The following is a 19,658-nucleotide window of genomic DNA, read 5'->3' on the forward strand; positions in this document are numbered from 1 at the left end:
GGTGAAGATCCAGTCAAGACTTCGCTTGCGTGACGACGTCACGCAGATCACGCCGTCGCTGCGACAACCGTTTCGCGACATAGCGCAAGAGCGCGGTGAAAAAGGTCCGGTAGTGCGCGAGCGCGTGCACGGTGCCGAGCCGCACGACGAGGCCGAGACCTCGCCGGATGCCGATGCGTTTGTTGCGGCCGTCGCGGAAGCTGCGCCAGCGGCCGCTGTCGCCATAGACGAGCGACACGCGGTCGCTCAAGCCTTCGACGCTGCGATCGGCGAACTCGACGCCGACCGCGCACGTGCCGTCGCCGCGCTCGAACACGCCGCGCACGATTACCGGCAACTGGCTGTGGCAACCACGCGCGGCATCGAAGGCATCGAGCGTCGCGGGCGAACCGCGAGGAATGGAAGACTCGGCGTCGAATGGCACGATGAGCTTCGCGCCGCCTGCCGAGAGATCGACGATATGGCAGCCGAACGCCGGAGAAAACGAGCGGACGGGTGTTGCCGCATCCGTGTTGGCGGACTTCGGCAGCAGAAGCGTGCCGGCAATGTCGGCGGGTACACGCGGCGCGACGCGGCGCTGACGGCGTTCGTATAGCACGCCGATACACGCATTGAGCAGCACGAGATTCAGCACGCTCCATGCAACCGACGAAGCGATCACGCCGCGCTGCGTGTCGCCGTCGATCAGACGCCATACGCCGACGATGGCGGAAATCAGCACGCCGAGATACATCGCGTAGAACGGCCCGGCGAGTTCGGAAATCTGATCCGCGTCGCTTTGCTCGCCCTTGGGCGTCACGTTGAAGGTGGGCGCGCGCGGATTGAGCAGCACGGCGATCACGCCGCGCAGCGAGAACAACGACAGCAGCATTTCGTAGACTTCGGAGATGAGCGTCCAGCGATACTTGCCGAAGAGATAATCCGTCGTAAGGATCACGCCTGCCATCTGCGGCAGACCGTATGCAAAGAACTCGGGCAGCGTCGCGTTATAGAACTGCAAACCGAACAGCAGATACAGTGCGGGCGCGAGCAGAAACACGACGCGCGCATAGCAGAAGAACCAGAAGAACGCGTTTGAAAAGTAGCAGATGCGCTGCGCGAGCTTGAGCCCTTTCATGCGCAACGGATTGCGAAAGAGAAGAAGCTGGATCATGCCCTGCGCCCAGCGCACGCGCTGAACGACGAAGCTCGCGAAGGTTTCCGGCTGCAATCCGGCGATCAGCGGTTCGTTCAGATAGGCGCTCCGATAGCCGCGTGCGTGCAGCACCAGCGCCGTTTCCGCATCCTCGGTAATCGACGTGCCCGTAATGCCGCCAATCTCCATCAGACACTTGCGGCGCAGCACCGCCGCCGAACCGCAGAAGAACGATGCGTTCCAGAAGTCGAGACCGCGTTGAATCACCGAGTAGAACATCTCGTTCTCGGGCGGCATCTTGCCGAACATGCCGAGGTTCTTTTCGAGCGGATCGGGATTGCTGAAAAAGTGCGGCGTCTGCAACAGGAACAGCTCACTGTCGCGCTGAAAATGACCGACGGTCTTTTCGAGGAAATCGGCGGTCGGCACGTGATCGGCGTCGAAGATCACGATGAGTTCGCCGCTGGTTTTGGCGAGCGCCGCGTTGATGTTGCCCGCCTTAGCGTGCTCGTTGCGCTCGCGGCTCAAGTACTGTGCGCCATGCCGCGCGGCGAGCAGGGAGAGCGTCAAGGCGCGTTCCTGCGCGGCGGCAGCCTTGACCGGATCGGTCTGCGTGCGCTTTTGTTCGGTGCCGCCATCGTCGAGTAAGTAAACGTTCACGCGCTCGCGGTCATAGCGCATGTCGAGTGCGGCGCGCAGCGTGATCTCGAGCATCTCCGGCGGCTCGTTGTACGAAGGCACGTAGACGTCGACGGTCGGCAGCGGGCCGGCCGAGCGGTTCAACGGCACGCCTGGGCGCTCCAGCGCCCGGCTATTGACGAACAGACCGCCCAGCGTCAGCACGATGCCGTAGAGCTCCGCGCCGTACATCATCATCATCAGGATGAAGTCGGCGAAACCGTTATAGCCAAGTGTCGAGGTGGTGCGCCAGCAGACGTAGCGCATCGAAAGGAAAGCGGAACACAAGAGGAAGAAGAGCCGCGTATGTTCGATGAAACGCGAGCGGCGCAGCACGACCATCACGGCGAGCGTGGCGAACGCCAGGCAAAACTGCGCTTCGAGGTCGATGCGAACCATCGCCAGCACGGCGACGACCGCGAAAGCCGCGACGCATGCCACGACGATGACCCAGGTCGGCAAGCCGCCGGGCCGTCGAGGCGGCGGCGCGTGTTCGACACCGACGCTCGGCATCTCGCGCGCGGGCGGCCGCAATGCACGCGGCGTGAAATTCAACCTGGTCGTTACACTCATTAATCTCGCCCGCGTTGATTCGATTCAAGGCACGGGTCCTTAAGACCGTGCGTTGCCCCATTGGCATCGGCGCGTTCCGCCCACACGGAGAAGAACCAAGGAGAACAAGGCGCCTGATTCACTTATCGGCAGGTCGCAAGAAATCCTGAGCAAACGTTTCCTGGGAAAGAGCGGTTTCGGTTTGAAAATGATTTTTATATGAAAGAAGTACCGACATTCGCTTGTGAAAAGCGTGCGCACGGTGGGCACAACGACATCTTTCTCCTGCCATTGCCCGATGGCAAACGCAGCCTGAATCACGTCGCCTTCACCGTTCGCGACATCCACGAAGTCTTTGGCGGCGGCTTGAATATCAGCCGCCGCGGCTGGGCCACGCAGCTTGAGCCGGGACGGCATCCGGTTTCATCGGCGTACTTTTGGTATTTCAAGAATCTATCCGACCAGCATCCGCGCATTCGGCTGCGGACTTGGCGGCGCATGGCTCAAGGTGGCCGCGATCTTCGCGCCGGCGCTCGTCGGCAAGACGCTGCTCGGCGGCCAAATGGACCTCGCCTTCTATGCGCTCGGCGCGGTGCCGTTGCTGGCCGCGCTGGCGGTGCATTTCCTCGGAATCGAAACCAAGGGCCAGGTGCTGGAGCAGTTGGAGGCGTGAGGCGCTCAGGCGGCGGTCATTGGCTTGAGATTCGCCATCGAATTCCAATGCCCGCCAGTCGGTGAAACGAATCAACGGCCGCAGATGGAAGCGGCCGTTGCGTTTAATCGTCGAACCAGCAGTGCTCGTTCGGATCGACGCTCAGAAAATCGATCATATCCCTCAGGAAATCCAGTTCAAGCGCTTCGAACTCGCGCGTGCCTGCTGCGACGTCGTCGGGATTGAGCTTGCCTCGCGCCTTTCGCAGCGCGGCGACAGCTAAAGCGACGGATTGAGTATTCCCGTGCAAGGCGCTGCCGGGAGCGAATGGGAGAGAGGTTTTTGAGTTCATGTTCACGATTACGGCAGGCTCGCGTGAAACGTGAGGCCTGTTTTCTAGAAAGCGCTGATTTTTTACGGCACCCGATGCGGTAAGTCCAACTTGGTGCGCATCGTCGGCTTTACTTGCTTGCGTTCGACGCGACGGTTTCTTCGCCAAAGGTCGCATCCGCTTCAATAGATGAAGCTTCGATGGTGACACAGATAATTCACTCACGTTCTACAACGTAAAACGATAAAAATGTGATCCCTCGTCGGTCGCTATTAGACATTAGTTTTATTATGTTGGACGCTCGGCTATAAATCCGAGCAGCGACACCACTTCCCGATCAGCGCATCACGCAATTACGCTCGACGACTTAGAAGCCAATCCCTTGCTAAAGTACGCCTCATCCACTCATCTCCATCCCAGCGAGGCACAATGGTTAAAGCTCCGACTCGAAGAAGCGCACGCGCCCTGTGCGGTTTTGCCGTCTCCCTTCTCGCCGCGTTCATCGCCACGCCGCAGACCGCATCGGCTCAAAGCAAGACCCTCGTCTTCTGTTCCGAAGGCAGCCCCGCCGGATTCGATGCCGCCCAGTTCACCACCAGCACCGACTTCGACGCCAGCGCGCACGCCGTCTACGACACGTTGGTCGAATTCAAACGCGGCACGCTCGACCTGACGCCGGGCCTTGCCGAAAAGTGGGACGAGTCGCCCGATGCCAAGACCTTCACCTTCCATCTACGACGCGGCGTGAAATTCCAGTCGACATCGTGGTTCAAGCCCACGCGTGATTTCAACGCCGACGATGTGGTCTTCACGTTCAAACGCATGATCGACCCGAACGATCCGTTCCAGAAGGCGCACCCGGTGAGCTTTCCGTATTTGACCGATCTCGGCTACGACAAGAACATCGCATCGGTCGAGAAGCTCGACGACAACACCGTGCGCTTCACACTAAAGACGGCCGATGTTGTTTTCGTGCGCAACATCGCCATGGAGTTCGCGTCCATTCTTTCCGCCGAATATGCCGCGCAATTGCTCAAGGAAGGCCGGCCGGAGGACATGAATCAGAAGCCTGTCGGCACCGGCGCTTTCGTGTTCCGCGATTATCAAAAGGACGCGACCATTCGTTACGACGCGAACCCAAGCTATTGGAATCGCAAGGACGTGCATATCGACAAGCTCGTCTTCTCGATCACGCCCGATGCCGCCGTGCGCGAACAAAAGCTCGCGAGCGGCGAGTGCCAACTCACCTCGTTCGCGCGCCCTGCCGATATCGTCGAGGCGAAAAAAAATCCGAAGCTCACGGTGTTGTCGGGCGTGGGCTTCAACGTTGCCTATGTGGGCTACAACACGACGCACAAGCCGCTCGACAACGTGACGGTGCGCCGCGCGCTGGACATGGCGATCGACAAGCAGGCGATCATCAAGACCGTCTACGAAGGCGCGGCCACGCTGGCCACGAACCCGATGCCGCCCTCGCAATGGTCGTATAACAAGGCGCTGAAAGACGCACCGCACGATCCCGCGAAGGCGCGCGAGTTGTTGAAGCAAGCGGGCTTTCCCGATGGCTTCACCATTACGCTATGGGCCATGCCCGTGCAGCGCGGCTATAACCCGAACGCGCGACTGATGGCGCAACTGATCCAATCGGATTGGGCGAAGATCGGCGTAAAGGCGAATATCGTCAGCTACGAATGGGCCGAATATAACAAGCGCGCAAAGACCAATGGCGAGCACGACGCCATTCTCTACGGCTGGCTAGGCGATAACGGCGACCCCGACAACTGGCTCGGCACCACGCTGGGCTGCGATGCAGTGCATGGCAGCAACATGGCGAAATGGTGCAACAAGCAGTTCGACGATCTCTTGGCTAAGGCGCGCCTCATAACAGATCAAAGCGCGCGCACGAAACTTTATGAAGAAGCGCAAGTCGTCTTCAAGGATCAGGTGCCGTACACACCGCTTGCGCACGCCAATACGTTTCAGCCGATCTCGAAACGCGTGCACGGCTATCTGATCAGTCCGCTTGGAGGCCATCGTTTCGACGGCATCACGCTGGATTGATTCAACTGGCGACCGCTTCGCGCAAGGCCTGCAAAAAGCGCACATAAGCGGTCGCACCAGGGTCAGCGTGGCCGATGCTGCGTTCTTGCACCCACGCCGCGCGACCCTTTTGCGATTGCTTCGAGGCCGTAGCCGTTACCTGCGCTTGCGCAGTCGCGATCATGGCATCGAGCAACTCAGTCGCGCTGCCTTGCGATGCTTCGAGCGTATCGAGACTCGGCACGAGTGCATCGAGCACGGTCTTGTCGCCGACCTGACTCTTGCCACGTTCGATGATGCGCGCAGCCACCGCGCGTCCAATGCCAAGCGCCTCGTCGCGGCTCACCGTGTCCTTGCCGTTCATCGCCTTGCCTGCCGCGAGCAGGCCGCCGCCGACGAGCGCTGCAAACGTAGATGGATTCGCTGTCGAGAACGCCTTGCCCGCAGCGAACAATACGTCGGTAAGCGAGGCGTCATCGTTCAAAGCGGCAAGCGCCTTCACGATGGCAATGGACCCCGATTGGACCGTGATGCCGAGATCGCCGTCGCCCAAAGCGGCGTCGAGGTCGCGTAACTCGTCGGCATGCGCGGGCAGCGCGCTTAGCGCACGCGTCAAGATGGCGCGCAGTTCCTGTTTCGATACGCTCATCGCGCACTCCTCTTACGATGCGGTGCCGTCGCGGAAAAATGGCGAACTCGCGGGCGCTTCGAGCAGCGCTTCGAGTTCGTCGTCGAGCAGCACTACCGTGATCGATGCCCCCGCCATTTCCAGACTCGTTACGTATTCGCCGACATACGAGCGCGCTATTTTCAGGCCCTGATCGGCGATGAGTTGCGAGGAACGGCGATACAGCAAATACAGTTCTTCGAGCGGCGTCGCGCCGAGGCCGTTCACAAGTATCGCGAGCTTCGATCCCTTAGGCGCGCTCAGATCGCCGAGAATCTGACCGATAAGCCGCTCGGCGATGGCATCGGCCGTTTCGAGCTTGCCGCGATGCGTTCCCGGTTCGCCATGAATGCCGATACCGATTTCCATCTCGCCATCGGGCAATGTGAAGGTCGGCTTGCCTGCCGCGGGAAGTATCGTCGGCGAGAGGCCCACGCCCATGGTCCGGCAATGGGCATTCGCCTTGGCGCAAATGCGCGTGACCTCATCGAGCGAATCGCCGCGTTCAGCGGCGGCGCCCGCGCATTTGAACGCGAACAACATGCCCGCGACGCCGCGCCTGTCGGCCGCACGTTCCTTCGGCGCGGATGCTACATCGTCGGTCAACACCACTGTCTTGATGTCGATGCCTTCGGGTTCGGCCAAGTCGGCGGCAAGGTCGAAATTCAGGACGTCGCCGCCATAGTTGCCGTATACGTAAAGCACGCCCGCGCCGCCATCCACTGCCTTGGTCGCTTCGAATATCTGTTCCGCCGAGGGCGATGAAAACACGTTGCCCACGGCCACGCCACTGCAAAGCCCCACGCCGACGTACCCGAGAAAGCCGGGCAAATGTCCCGAGCCGCCGCCTGTCACGATTCCCACTCTGCCTTCCTTGGGCGCGTCCTTGCGCACGAGCGCGCGTTTGTCGTCCGTCGCGCTCTTGATCCACGCGGGATGAGCGATAAGCAAAGCCTCGATGATTTCATCGACGAAGACATCGGGCTGGTTAATGATTTTCTTCATGTTGTGCTCCTCCGGTTTTAGGGTGCGTTGCAAGAACACGTCTAACGCTTGCGCCGCTGACTAAGCGCGTCGAGCAAGACAGCCGCGAAAATGACCCCACCTTGAATGAATTGCGTCCAGAAGGGATTCACGCCGAGTAGCGACAAACCCACGTTGATCACGCCGATCAGCACGACGCCGATAAAGGTGCCCACGATCGAGCCACGTCCACCCGCAAGCGATGTCCCGCCAATCACGATAGCGGCGATCACCTGCAATTCGAGTCCGTTGGCCGCGGACGGCAAGGCGGAATTGAGCCGTCCGGCAAGCACGATCCCAGCGATGGCAGCAGTTACGCCGGCCAGCATGTAGGTGAAAAAAACCACGCGGCGCACGGGAATACCGGCAAGACGCGCAGCTTCCTGATTGCCGCCGACTGCAAAGACCTGATGCCCGAACGTGGTCTTGCGCAAGAGCACATGGCCTATGGCGAAGATCACGAGCATGACGATCATCGGCATGGGCAAGCCCGCGACGGTCTTCGCGCCGAAGGCCGTGAAGGCGGTGGGGAAATCGAACTTCGTGCGGCCATCGGATATGGCGAGCGTGAGGCCGCGCGCCATGGCCATCATCGCGAGCGTGACGATGAAGGGCACGAGGCGCAACCACGACACGGCAAGGCCGTTGAGCGCGCCTGCCGCGGCCCCGACCGCAATTGCGACGCATAACCCTCCAACGCCGAGACCGACGGCGCCTGGGCTCGATCCTGCCATGACCGTGGCCGCGACCATGCCGCTCAACGCAACGAGCGATCCGACCGACAGATCGATCCCCGACGTGATGATGACGAACGTGCCGCCTACCGCCGCAATGCCCACCACCGAGACCTGCACCATGATGTTGGTGAGCGTGCTGGTCGTCAGAAACTCGGGCGATGCAATCGACAAGGCGATGCAGATGATGACGAGTGCGGCAAACAATGGCCCGATGCCGCTCCTCAGTTGGCGAATCACGCGGCGCGAGAGCGCCTCCGAGTCCTCGCGGTTGGCTGCCGTGGAGGTCATGCGCCTGCTCCTGTTGTAGCCCACTGAATGACAGTTTCAGAGTCCGCTTTGTCGCGCCGTAGCTCCGTCACGATGCTGCCGCGATACATCACGAGCACGCGATCCGACATGCCGAGCAACTCCGGCAACTCGGAACTCACCATGACGACCGCTGCGCCCGCACGCGCCATCGACACCATGTGTGCGTAGATTTCGGTCTTCGCACCCACGTCGATGCCGCGTGTGGGTTCATCGAGCATGATGACCACGGGTGCTGTCGCCGTTGCGCGGCCAAGAATGACTTTCTGCTGATTGCCGCCGGAAAGCGTGCCGGTGATCTGCAACACCGAAGACGAGCGAACGCCGAAGCGCGTGCTTGCTTCCTGCGCCAGCTTGCGTTTCTTGGCGCGGCTCACGAAGCCGCCGCTCGCAAGCGCTTTAAGGCTCGACAGTGCGATGTTCTCTTCGATGTTGGCATCGAGCACGAGCCCTTCGAGCTTGCGGTCCTCCGAGGTATAAACGAGGCCGTGACGCACGCCTTGAGTGGGCGAATGATTCGTGACCTTCTTGCCCTTCACGAAAATCTCGCCACCGGTTGCGGGCAGCGCGCCAAAGATCGTCTTGAGCAATTCCGTGCGTCCTGCCCCGGCAATGCCCGCTATGCCCAGGATTTCGCCCGAGCGTACCGTAAAGCTCGCATTGCGCAGCAACGGCGCGCTAGCGAGATTGCGCACTTCGAGCACGACATCGCCATAAGGACGCGGCTCCCACGGATAGAACGATTCGAGATTGCGCGCGACCATTGCCTGCACGAGTTCGGCTTCGGTCCATTGCGACATCGGACGCGCGCCGACCGTCGCGCCATCGCGCATCACGACGGCGGAATCGGCGAGTTCGAACACCTCTTCCAGATGATGCGAAATGAAGATGATGCCCATGCCCGAGGCACGCAGCCGCCGCACCACGGCATAAAGATTGGCGATGTCCTGGCTCTGCAGCGCGGCCGTGGGTTCGTCCATGACGAGGATTCGGGCATCGCGCGCCACGGCTTTTGCTACTTCCACGAGCTGCCTCTTGTTGAGCGGCAGATCGCCGAGGCGCATCCACGGCGGCACGTTGTCGAGTCCCACGCGATCCAGCGCTTCGCGCGCAAGCTGGTTGGCCTCGCGTTGCTTGACGAAGCCGTTCCTTGCAGGCATGCGGCCAAGGAATAAATTTTCCGCGACCGTCATGTCGTTGATCAGCGAGAGCTCCTGATAAATCACGGCCACGCCTGCATCGATCGCCGCGTTGGTGCCGCGCGCAAGCGGTACGCCGTCGATCTCGATCGTGCCTTCGTCCGGCTCATACGCGCCAGACAAGGTCTTCACGAGCGACGATTTGCCCGCGCCATTCTCGCCGACGATAGCGAGCACATGGCCCGTTCGCAGTTCGAGGCTGACGCCGCGCAGCGCCTTGACGCCAGGAAAGCTCTTGACGATGCCTTGCATGCGCAATAGCGGCGCGGACGCTTCGAGCGGCGCCTGCGCTTGCGCTTCCGTTTCGACTGTCATGTCGTGCATTCCGTTAGCGGGCAACGCGCTAGAGCTCAAACGCTTGAACGCTTGAAGTCTTAAGCGTGTGCCCGCGGCTTGCCTTACTGTTTGACTTCCTCTGACCACAGCCCGTACTTCTTGGTCTCATCCGAATCGATATTCGATTTGTCGATGAGTAAAGTCGGCCAGGCATAATTCGCCGGAACGTCCTTCTTGGCGTTGTAGTCCGCGATGAACTGCAGCGACTTGGCGGCCATCTGAATGGGGTTCTGCGAGATGGTCGCGTCCTGCTTGCCCGAGCGAATGGCGGAAAGCGCCTGCGCCGTGCCATCCGCGCCGATCACGAGAATGTGCGCTTTATCGCCGAGCGGCTTATAGCGGCCCGCATTGTCGATAGCCTTTTCCGCACCCACGGTGTTGTCGTCGTTGGCGCCGAATACCGCGTCGATTTGCGGATATTTCTGCAGGATATTGGTCATCGCGTTAAGCGACTTCTCCTGATCGAATGCGCCTTCCTGACGCGCAACCACCTTGATGTCGGGATACTTCGCCATTTCGTCGCTAAAGCCTTTCTCACGGTCGGTGGCGGCGGTCGTGCCGACAAGGCCGATCAAATCCACCACATTCCCTTTAGCCGAACCGTAGCGTTTGGTCAGTTGATCGGCAATCCACTTGGCGCCGGTTTGACCGAGCGCGACGTTATCCGACGCAACGAACGAAGTTACCTTGCCGCCATCCGACCCACGATCGAGCGTGAAGACCGGAATGTTCATCGAGTTGGCTTTCTCGACAGCCGGAATGATGGCCTTGGAGTCGATAGGATTCAGCACGAGGGCAGTCACGCCTTGACTCAGCAAGTTGATGGCGTCGTTGACTTGCTGTTGCGCGTCGCCATTGGCATTGGTCTGGACGAGATCGAAGCCTTGCTCCTTGGCGCCCTTCTCCACGCCGGCCTTGAGCCCGACAAAGAACGCATTGTTAAGCGTTGCAATCGAAAAGCCTATTTTCGCCTTGCCGCCCGCGGCAGCGGCCGGCGCCGGTGCGCTTGCGGGAGCGCTCGCGGCTTCGCTCGAACTCGCGCCCGAACTGCTGGCGGTCGAACTGTTGTCGCTCTTGGAACAACCGCTAAGCGCGGCCGCCGCGCATAAAAAAACCGCGCCGGTCGATTTGCCGAACGTGCCCCATCCGTCGAATCTTGCTGAATTCCAGGCCATAGCTGTCTCCGTTGTAGGATTTATTCATTACGATGCAAACGACTATTTCCTCAAGGCAAGCGCGCTAAGAATCCTTCTTGTCGCGCTTGCCATAAGTCTTGAACTTCTCCAACACTTCATCCATCTGCTCCTCCGAAAGAAGCGGCGGAGCACCCAACTGACAGGCGAGAAGATATTGCTTGGCAAGCACTTCCACTTCATGCGCGAGCCACACGGCGCGCGCAAGATCGGTGCCGAGCGCGATCACACCATGATGCGCGAGCAGACACGCACGCCGGTTCAGAAGCGCGGCTAAAGCGTGATCGGAAAGAGTTTGCGTGCCAAAGCGCGCATAAGGCGCGCAGCGAATGGAATGTCCGCCGGCGGCCGCGACCATGTAGTGCACAGCGGGAATATCGCGTCCATGAATGGCAAGCGCCGTGGCCGCTATGGAATGCGTATGCACGACCGCGTGCATGTCTTGCCGTGCTCGAAGAATGTCGCGATGAATGCGCCATTCCGAAGACGGGCGAGCCGTGCGCAGCACGCTCGCGTCATCACCGACATTTAACGGCAGCCACACCATCATGTCTTCGTGCATTTCACGCGCAGGAACGCCGCTGGGCGTGATGAGAAAGCCGTCGTTGAAGCGCGCGCTGACGTTACCCGAGGTTCCCTGATTGATGCCGAGCCGCTCCATTTCGAGCGAGGTCTCGACAATACCCCGGCGCAGCGCGCCTTCATCCACCGCGCTCATGCGGCATTACCTTCGGCTGCGAAGAAACCACGCAACGAACGTTCGAAAGGCGCTTTCACGATACCGCGCTCCGTGATGAAGCCCGTGACGAGTTCATGCGGCGTGACATCGAATGCGGGATTGCGCGCGTTGATGGCACGCGGCGCAATAGGTTGCCCTGCAAGCGATGTCACCTCTTCTTCACGACGTTCTTCTATCTCGATCTGCGCGCCGGTCGGTGTGCGGAAGTCCAGTGTGGACGAAGGACAAGCCACGTAGAACGGTATGCCGTAGTAATTCGCTGCGATGGCCACGCTCAGTGTGCCGATCTTGTTGGCGAAGTCGCCATTTGCCGCAACCCGGTCCGTGCCGACGATCACGAGGTCCACCAGTCCATGCGACATGATCGACGCGGCCGCGCTATCCACGATCAGCGTTACATCCACGCCCGCCTGCTGCAGTTCGAACACGGTCAGGCGCGCGCCTTGCAAAAGCGGCCGTGTCTCGTCCGCGAACACCTTGAACGCAATGCCTTCGCGATGTGCGGCATAGATCGGCGCGGTGGCCGTGCCTAAGCCTGTGGTGGCAAGCGCACCTGCATTGCAATGCGTGAGCACGCCGCTGCCCGGTTCGATAAGCGGCAGACCATGCATGCCGATACCTTCGCATAGCGCCTGATCTTCCGCATGAATCTGTTTGGCCTCATCCACCAAAGCTTCGTAAAGCGCCTTCGAGTCGCTTGCGTTGCATGCGCGCGCGCATTGCAGCATGCGTCTCAATCCCCAACTCAGATTCACCGCCGTGGGGCGCGCGGTATCGAGCCAGCCCGCGCGCCGTTCAAGCTCGGCACGAAATTGCGTCAAGGGCAAGTCGCGCGCGTCCTGCATGGCGACGCACAATCCGTATGCTGCCGCGACGCCGATGGCGGGCGCACCCCGCACGCGTAATTCGTGAATGGCTCGCCAGACGGCGGCTGCATCGGCGACATGCTCCACCACGATTTTATGCGGCAGGCGCGTCTGATCGAGCAGCAGGAGATCGCCATCGCGCCATTCGATCGTCGGGGCAAGCGTGGGGAACAAGGACTGCGCAACCATGGAAGCTCCGAGTGGACTATGCGTGTGTGATTGTTTCGCGCTGAACCTCGCGCGCAAGCATGACGACCTGTTCGATACTGCCAAGCGTCGCGCGCTTGACCAGCAGGTCTTCCGCGCAACGCAGACAGCGCACTTCGATACGCGCCCTCGCCTGAGCATCTGGAATGCGCGTGATGTCCGCGACCTTCGCCATGCCGACGATGCGCCGAATCATCTTGCAGCCAGCGAAGCCGAGCGTATCCGCTAGCAGCCGACGCATGAAGTGCGTGCGATAACCTTCGACAGATCGCGCTTCTGCGTGACCGCCTATAAAGCCGCGTTCGCTACGGCTTTCGTGCTCGCGCCACAGCTTTAAAAATTGCGCGCTAAAGCCATTCCAGACCTCGGCCACTTGAACGAGCAACCATTCCTGATAGCCGGAAGGATCTCGATCGTCTATACGGCCATGCCAGTCGCGCGAAAAATACGCGAGCAGCAGGTTTGCGAGCACCGCGCCGATATCGAAGCCCATCGGTCCGTAGAACGAGAATTCCGGATCGATCACGAAGGTTTCGTCTTCGTTGACCATGATCGAGCCGGTGTGCAGATCGCCATGCAGCAAGGTCTCGGCGTGATTCATGAACGCCCATTTCATGTCGCCCGCGGCAATGCGCAACGCTTCGCTGGTCCTCAGTCGTTCAAGCGATGACGCAGGCAATGCGGCGCTGTACACGTTCGACGGATGATCTTCGAAAGGAAACGTAAAGACGAGGTCCTCGGTGATTTTGCACAGCTCGGAATTGACCGCCGCGCTCATGGCCTCTTTCTTGATGTCCGGCGCAAGAAACAGATCGGACCCGTGGAAAAGCGTTTGCGCAAGATACGTCGACAGATGCGCGGCGAGCTTCGGATAGACGACGCCATCCATCAGGCCTTGCCGCAAAATGCGATGCGAGGCAAGCCTTTGCATCACCATCAGAAAGCGCTTGCCGTCAGCGTGATACACCTTCGGCACATGCCGCGGACATAGCGCACCGAAGCGGCGTAACGCCGCTACCTCATGCTCCATGCGCTGACACGACAACGGCCACGTCTTGCCGACTAGTCTTAAAAAAGGCGGCGCCTGCTTGACGACGACGCTGCGTTCCGGCGCCTTCGTGTTCGTCACGAAGTACACATAGTTCAGGTTGCCGTCGCCGACTTCGGCCACTTCCAGATCGTGCGGCTCGCCAAGCAGCGCACGTATCTCGGGAATTGCGCCGAGATACGCGGCAAGCTCGCTTGCGGTAAAAGCCTCGAACTCCATCGGTGTCTCCTCCGATGTTGCTTCTGGTGCGCGTCTAAACGCAAGATTGTCTTAGCGACGCTTGCGCACCAGATCGAATTTGAAAATGCTCGTGTTGTAGTAGTCGTTGCTATAGCAGAGCGGTTCCCCGCTCTGATCGAAATCCACTTCGTCCAGCAGGAGAAACAAACCGAAGCCGTCTCCGAGTTCCGGCAGATCGCGCGGCGTGAGGATGGTCGGCTGTATTGACGTATGCGTATGCGACAGACGCCGGCCCGTGCGCGCAAACATGCCAAAAAGCGATTCGCCGACTTCACCGTCCGCTGCATCGAAGAGCGTCTTCGGAATGGTGTCGATGCAATAGGCGGCTACGGCGTCGTCCGCGCGGCGCACGCGTTCGATACGTACGCACGGCGCCCCAAGCTCGATGCCGAGTCTTTCTGCCAAGCTCTCCGATGCCGCAATGGTATCCATCTGTATGCGACTCGTTGAAGGCACGGCGCCGACGCTCTTGATCATGTCGGTTACGGACATCAGATCATCCAGACCACCCTGCAACTTCAGCGAAATTTGTCTGATGAAGGTGCCGCGACCTTGTACCCGAGACAGCAGACCGTGCGAGATCATCTGAGCAACGGCTTCACGCAAACTCGAACGGCCTACCCCGAGCAATTCGCAGAGTTCCAGTTCCGTAGGAATCTGATCGCCTGGCTTGAGCTTGCGCTCACGGATCATAGTCAAAAGCGATTCTTGAATCTTGTCGCTCATTGAGCGCTCTACGCTTAGACGCATGTTGCTCTCTTAGGTAGCATGCAGTCAAATATACATCAGACATCAGATGTTTTTCTTAGGACTTTCCCTTGGATATTTTGTAGGCTAAATAGCTGGCGATAACGATGAAACGGCTATGCGGTTGCAGCAAGGCCATAATCATTTGCTTGCCGCATCTGACTTGTTGGCGCGTTGCACTGCGCCAAGAATTCATGGCTTCCACTGGTACATCAGAATCTTGGCGCGTGCATCGTCTTCCAAAAGAATGTCGTATTCACCATTGGCCCTTAGCGTGGCGCTGATACCCAGTTCCACATCGACATAGCCGCTAGTCCAGCCTACGTTCGCGCCCGGCGACATGCAGCCAACGTGTGCGCCGGTGCGCGCGTCGTACACATACACCTTCTGCGTAAAGAGGCCCGCGACAAAGAGGTAATTGCCCGCTGTCGCAAGTCCCACGGGCGTGATTACGGGGTTGGTCGTCGTGTCCCAAGGGAGCGCGATGAGATAGGTCATGACGCGCGGCCCGCGAGTCCAGTTGTCGTAACGCGCGAGATATGGGCCGGCCTCTTTCCAGCGCGCGGCATCATAGGGAATGGTTTGCGTGAAGCCCGAGATATACATCGTGTCGGTCTCAGGCACGTAAAGCACTCGGCCAATGCGCGTGAAAGGCGCTGGCATCGTATAAGTCTTCGCCGATGCATAGGTGTAAAGCGGATTGCCCAAGGCATCGAAGCCCTGCAGCGGCATTTCTCGTATGCCGCTCGTCGGGGTACCGAACCATACGTTGCCAAGGGAATCGACCCAGATGAAGCTGTTGCCTATCAGACTCCCCGTCGATGGATTGCCTATGAATTCGCTCGTGTCGAGATGGCCATCGCCATTGATGTCGCGCCACATCCATTCGCCATAAGCCGGTTGATTCGCTGGAAAACCGCCTGAAATATAGGACTCGGCGAACATGACCGATGGTATTGCCGTATAACCGTGCGCGGCGTCGAAGCGATGCACATAGAGCTGATGCGAATATGGATCGAGCGTGAATAGATACGGCCGGTTGCCGTTCAGGCGCCGTACCATCGGCTGGCCACGCACCGCGCGTCCGAAGTGAATCGAAGGGTCATCAGGAAAAGTGAAGCGGTCCACGGTATGCGCCGTGTACGTCCATTGCTTGCCGGGCGCCTTGCTCCAGTCCATCGTGAAGACTTTCGAGCCGGTATAGATGGTGTTCGGCGCGCCGGGATCGAAGCTCGCGCCATCGACGAACACGAGACCGTCCAGTTCCCATGTAATAGAACGTGTGACGCCTTTGAAAGCCTGCAGCACCGCGCCCGTTCCCACCGAGGCAGAGTTCAAAGCTCGCGGGCCTTCGCCGTTTTGTCCAACGTACAAATTGCCGGCCTGATCGAAACCGATACCCGTGACCGAGTTGAAGCGCCCTGCTTCGATCGTGCCAGCGGTCGCATGATTCACGCCCTTGAGCGTGCCGACCGCAGTTAGCGCCGCGTTCTTTCGGAAAGGCAAGATCTGCTGGCCCACGCCGTTATCCGCGATATAAAGATCACCCGATGGAGTGACCGCGATATCCGCGGGTATCGTTCCTATGGGGAGTATCGGCACGCCGCCGAGTATCGCGCCTGTCGTCGAATAATGTGCAATGGCGGGGTGTCCGTTGAACGTGCCTGTAATGACCCAAAGCGTGCCGTCTATATCGAGTGCCATGCGTCCCGGTGATGTCACGTTGAACGCGCGATTACGCCTCATCGTGTTGGCATCGAACACGACGATCTGATTGCTCGACGCGTCGGAAACAAAAAGCTCGCTATCGTTAGCGGCCAGGCCGCGAATGCCCGCGTCCGTTCCGGCCGGCACAGTCGCCACAATCAGGAAACTGTTCTTGGTAGCATTCGCGCTGTTGCCGGCGCCGCCCGTAAAAGACGCGCCCTTGGCGATGTTGGCGATCGTGCGTCGCGTAATGCCGAACCACGTATAACCGTTGGGCGGATAATCCGCGCCGACGAGGCCACCGCCTTGATTGCCGATGGACATCGCCGCATAGAGGTATGTGCTGTTCGATGCAATGGCGTCGCCGCCCGCCGCGCCCCAACCATGCGTCGCGCCCGCCACCGCGATTCGGTCGCCATTGCGATACGCCGCGATCTCGGCGCCGCTTTCATCCCACGGACTATTGGTATAGACGGTTCCGTCCGGTGCAACGCGGATGGCTTGTATGTCCTGCTGCATCCACTTGCCATCGCCGAAGCCGAAAGTGTTGCCTATCCAGGACGTGGTGTAATTGAGCGGCGACGTAGCCGCGCGCGCGCCGCTGGCAAGGCTGAACACCATTAGCCATACCGCTAGGAAACATGAAACGTTCATCACTTGCACCCCGGCAAACCGCTGCAAAGCGAAATCGAGTTACGACCCTAATGATATGAAGGAAAAGGCCTGTTTTCTTCTTAACGGCGGTCGGTACGAATGCTTGAATCCGGTTTATTGAGGCGTGTTCAATGTTCAAGAAGGCGAGCAAACAACGGAGAGGTCGAATGATAGATAGCGTGGACAGGAAACATCTCGAACGATGCATCGAACTGGCTAAAGAAGCGCTCGTCCAAGGCGATGAACCCTTTGGTTCCCTACTGGTGGCGAGCGACGGTCACGTGCTCTTTGAGGATCGTAACCGCATCAGCACGGGCGACAAGACCTTGCATCCTGAGTTCGCTATTGCAAAGTGGGCAGCGGAAAATATGAGCGAGCCCGCGCGCAAGAATGCCGTGGTCTACACATCGGGTGAGCATTGTCCGATGTGTTCGGCGGCGCATGCATGGGTGGGGCTTGGGCGAATCGTCTATGCGAGTTCGACTACGCAGTTCACGCGCTGGCGTGAGGAACTCGGTGCTGGGACCGGCCCTGTTCGCGCGTTGCCCATTGAAGAGGTGATCGACGGAGCAATCGTGGATGGCCCCGTCGACGATCTTGCAGAACGCGTGCGTGCACTACATGTCGCTTATATGCAGAAGCATCAAACGCGTTGATCGGTCAGTGCGCTGCTATGGTTTCGCTGTTGCGACACGCCTGGAACTTCGGTCTGCACATTCGTCTGCGTGATGACCGACTCGCACAACGCGATCACTTGCGGAAGACTTGCGGCATTGAACAACGAATGATCGACATCGGCGTAAGTTGCGACACGCACTGAACGAAGCCGCTTGAGTCGGGCGCCCAGCTTGCCGCAATGCGCGGCGAGCAAGTCCAGGCCCGCATCGTAGGCGCCGTAGACCAGCACCGTGTTCACGCCTCTAGCGTCGAGCGCGCGAATGATCGGCATGGGTGTAGTGGCCTGCTCGGGCGGCGTTTTGCTCAGGCTGTCGAGCCTCAATACATCGACGACACGTGAACGCGCACGCGTGAGCATATAGCCGCCGATAAAGCCCATTACGCGAAGCAGATTCTTATCGCCGCGCAAAATGGCTTTCCACTTCTGCGGATCGAGCATGGAGAACGCATAACCCGCCATGGAGTTGCGTGTGGATTCGCGCAACGCTTCGGGCGTTTTGTCCTCGGGACGCTTGAACGTAGGGATATTCACCGAAATCACGCCGGTAATAACGCTCTCGCTGACTGCTGCCTTCAAAGCGTGATACGCACCTGAACAAATGCCGAACGCATAGATCGTCTTGTAGCCTTGCCGGGACAACCAACGCGCGGCGACGCCAGTGTCTTCGGTTGCGACCACGTTATAGATTCTGCCGAAGGGCGTGTCTGACTGCACATCGCCCGAAGGAAGCGGACTGTCGCCACGGCCGCGTGCATCGAACCGCAATGAAGCAATACCACGTGATGCTAGCTCGCGTGCAATCCGCACGGAAAGCCGGCTATCGCCTACGCGTGAACTCGCCGCCGTATTCGTCATGACAAACACTGGGCCACGCGCTGCACCATGACGCGGCTCGCACAGCACGCCTACGAGTCCTTGTTCGTCCATTCGCACGGGACGCTCGACAGCCTCCGGCGTTTCGATGACGAGATCCGGCCACACGTCATGTGCCGCAGCCGATGTATTAACGGGGCCTGCTTCGAGCGCGCCGTTTGCAATCCACTCAGTGGCCGTTGCCAAAGCAGCCTTGGGCAATACCGTGAATGCCGACTCTTGAATGAAGCCGAGCAAATCTTCAAAGGGTTGTGTCTGCGTATCGACGCCAAGCCCACTGAGCGTATCCAGCAGCGGGTCTTTCGAGCTCGTTCGTGCGTGCATCAGCAATACGCGATTGGCGGGCGCATCAGCCGCACTTTTCACTTGCGACGCGAGATCGATCTTTTCCAGTCGGGCTCTAAAGGCATCGTCATAAACCTGACCCAGCACGTTGAGCGGACCAGTCTTGGGTTGCGCTTCGCGAAGGGGCGGTGCGAGCTGGTCGAGCCAGGTCTTGCGCACCGCGCCGAGTTCGCGGATATAGGTGCGTCCGCTCACGACTGGCGCAAGCAAGGCGAGATCGTCGACGGGACGCTTGAGCGCCGCAGCCAAAGCGAACGCGGCACCGACCCGAAAGCCCGCTAGCGTGACGTGTTCGATACCCGTCTGTTCCTTGAGGAAATCGACGGCTGAACCGATGTCATCCACCGCCGAATCGAACAGATCTTGTCCTGCTTCTAGATCGGCTGAATCCCCCGTGCCGAGATAGTCGAAGCGCAAGACCCACAAGCCGCGGGCCGCAAGAGCGTCTGCCAGGTGACGCAGGCCGCTATAAGTCCATACATATTCGTGGCCATAGGTGTTGCAGAGAACGACGCCGCGCGTGCCGGCGCCTGCGTGCAGCCATCCGAATCTTTTGCCGAAAACCACCGGTCTCATTTGTATTTTCCTCGTCTTTGGCGGTGTTCAGACGTAAGCAAGGAGTGCCTTCGAAACCGCCAGCCTGCATGCGTCATTATTATGCTTGGACAACTGCAGGCACAAAGGGAACGGGCAGCAAGTGCTAT

The 19,658-nt window shown here is 59.7% G+C and carries 15 protein-coding genes and 2 pseudogenes; 4 read left to right on the forward strand and 13 right to left on the reverse strand.

Annotated features, from left to right (window positions below; genetic code table 11):
* Window positions 1-13: 13 nt before the first annotated feature.
* Entirely contained in the window at window positions 14-2,386 is a 2,373-nt protein-coding gene (gene bcsA / locus NCR40_RS16905; RefSeq protein WP_250510042.1) for a UDP-forming cellulose synthase catalytic subunit, read from the reverse strand.
* Between the two features lie 237 nt (window positions 2,387-2,623).
* Between bcsA and NCR40_RS16910 the strand changes: the two are divergent.
* Window positions 2,624-2,818 (forward strand): annotated as a pseudogene (locus NCR40_RS16910) (VOC family protein); the annotation flags it as partial.
* Window positions 2,817-3,038, forward strand: a pseudogene (locus tag NCR40_RS16915) (MFS transporter); the annotation flags it as partial. The pseudogenes NCR40_RS16910 and NCR40_RS16915, both read left to right, overlap by 2 nt.
* A gap of 103 nt (window positions 3,039-3,141) precedes the next feature.
* On the opposite strand, the gene NCR40_RS16920 reads toward NCR40_RS16915, so the two are convergent.
* On the reverse strand, window positions 3,142-3,516 hold the full coding sequence (locus NCR40_RS16920) for a hypothetical protein (protein WP_250510043.1): 375 nt from the start codon (window positions 3,514-3,516) through the stop codon (window positions 3,142-3,144).
* Window positions 3,517-3,777: 261 nt separating this feature from the next.
* Here NCR40_RS16920 and NCR40_RS16925 point away from each other — a divergent pair, with 261 nt between their 5' ends.
* Window positions 3,778-5,409, forward strand: coding sequence for an ABC transporter substrate-binding protein (locus NCR40_RS16925; protein ID WP_250510044.1), 1,632 nt, complete (start codon window positions 3,778-3,780; stop codon window positions 5,407-5,409).
* 1 nt (window position 5,410) lies between these two features.
* Here the strand turns inward: NCR40_RS16925 and NCR40_RS16930 are convergent, their stop codons facing one another.
* From NCR40_RS16930 to NCR40_RS16975, 10 genes are all read right to left on the reverse strand, one after another.
* The gene (locus tag NCR40_RS16930; RefSeq protein WP_250510045.1) at window positions 5,411-6,037 is read right to left on the reverse strand and encodes a DAK2 domain-containing protein; all 627 of its coding nucleotides are present in this window, start codon (window positions 6,035-6,037) and stop codon (window positions 5,411-5,413) included.
* Between the two features lie 12 nt (window positions 6,038-6,049).
* Complete coding sequence (locus NCR40_RS16935) at window positions 6,050-7,060, reverse strand: dihydroxyacetone kinase subunit DhaK (protein WP_250510046.1); 1,011 nt, start codon at window positions 7,058-7,060, stop codon at window positions 6,050-6,052.
* A gap of 41 nt (window positions 7,061-7,101) precedes the next feature.
* A complete protein-coding gene (locus NCR40_RS16940; protein ID WP_244828172.1) occupies window positions 7,102-8,103 on the reverse strand; it encodes an ABC transporter permease in 1,002 nt (333 codons plus the stop codon).
* Window positions 8,100-9,644 (reverse strand): sugar ABC transporter ATP-binding protein, encoded by a 1,545-nt coding sequence (locus tag NCR40_RS16945; protein ID WP_404989422.1) that lies wholly within the window; start codon window positions 9,642-9,644, stop codon window positions 8,100-8,102. The genes NCR40_RS16940 and NCR40_RS16945 overlap by 4 nt, the downstream gene beginning before the upstream one ends.
* Window positions 9,645-9,718: 74 nt before the next feature.
* Complete coding sequence (locus NCR40_RS16950) at window positions 9,719-10,831, reverse strand: sugar ABC transporter substrate-binding protein (RefSeq protein ID WP_250467035.1); 1,113 nt, start codon at window positions 10,829-10,831, stop codon at window positions 9,719-9,721.
* Between the two features lie 64 nt (window positions 10,832-10,895).
* Window positions 10,896-11,567, reverse strand: coding sequence for an L-fuculose-phosphate aldolase (locus NCR40_RS16955; RefSeq protein ID WP_250510047.1), 672 nt, complete (start codon window positions 11,565-11,567; stop codon window positions 10,896-10,898).
* A complete protein-coding gene (gene mtnA / locus NCR40_RS16960; protein WP_250510048.1) occupies window positions 11,564-12,643 on the reverse strand; it encodes an S-methyl-5-thioribose-1-phosphate isomerase in 1,080 nt (359 codons plus the stop codon). The genes NCR40_RS16955 and mtnA overlap by 4 nt, the downstream gene beginning before the upstream one ends.
* A 16-nt stretch (window positions 12,644-12,659) precedes the next feature.
* A complete protein-coding gene (gene mtnK / locus NCR40_RS16965) occupies window positions 12,660-13,928 on the reverse strand; it encodes an S-methyl-5-thioribose kinase (RefSeq protein ID WP_250510049.1) in 1,269 nt (422 codons plus the stop codon).
* Window positions 13,929-13,979: 51 nt separating this feature from the next.
* Window positions 13,980-14,675, reverse strand: coding sequence for a GntR family transcriptional regulator (locus NCR40_RS16970; RefSeq protein WP_244829674.1), 696 nt, complete (start codon window positions 14,673-14,675; stop codon window positions 13,980-13,982).
* Window positions 14,676-14,888: 213 nt separating this feature from the next.
* Window positions 14,889-17,057 (reverse strand): NHL repeat-containing protein, encoded by a 2,169-nt coding sequence (locus tag NCR40_RS16975; protein ID WP_502800992.1) that lies wholly within the window; start codon window positions 17,055-17,057, stop codon window positions 14,889-14,891.
* Window positions 17,058-17,188: 131 nt separating this feature from the next.
* Between NCR40_RS16975 and NCR40_RS16980 the strand changes: the two genes are divergently transcribed.
* A complete protein-coding gene (locus tag NCR40_RS16980) occupies window positions 17,189-17,713 on the forward strand; it encodes a nucleoside deaminase (RefSeq protein WP_350029305.1) in 525 nt (174 codons plus the stop codon).
* Here NCR40_RS16980 and NCR40_RS16985 read toward each other — a convergent pair.
* Window positions 17,701-19,530, reverse strand: a complete 1,830-nt coding sequence (locus NCR40_RS16985; RefSeq protein WP_250510050.1) for a serine aminopeptidase domain-containing protein — start codon at window positions 19,528-19,530, stop codon at window positions 17,701-17,703. The two genes, NCR40_RS16980 and NCR40_RS16985, sit on opposite strands and share 13 nt — an antisense overlap.
* Between the last annotated feature and the right edge of the window lie 128 nt (window positions 19,531-19,658).

Origin of the sequence: Caballeronia sp. GACF4 (assembly GCF_023631025.1) — a bacterium.
GTDB lineage: Bacteria > Pseudomonadota > Gammaproteobacteria > Burkholderiales > Burkholderiaceae > Caballeronia.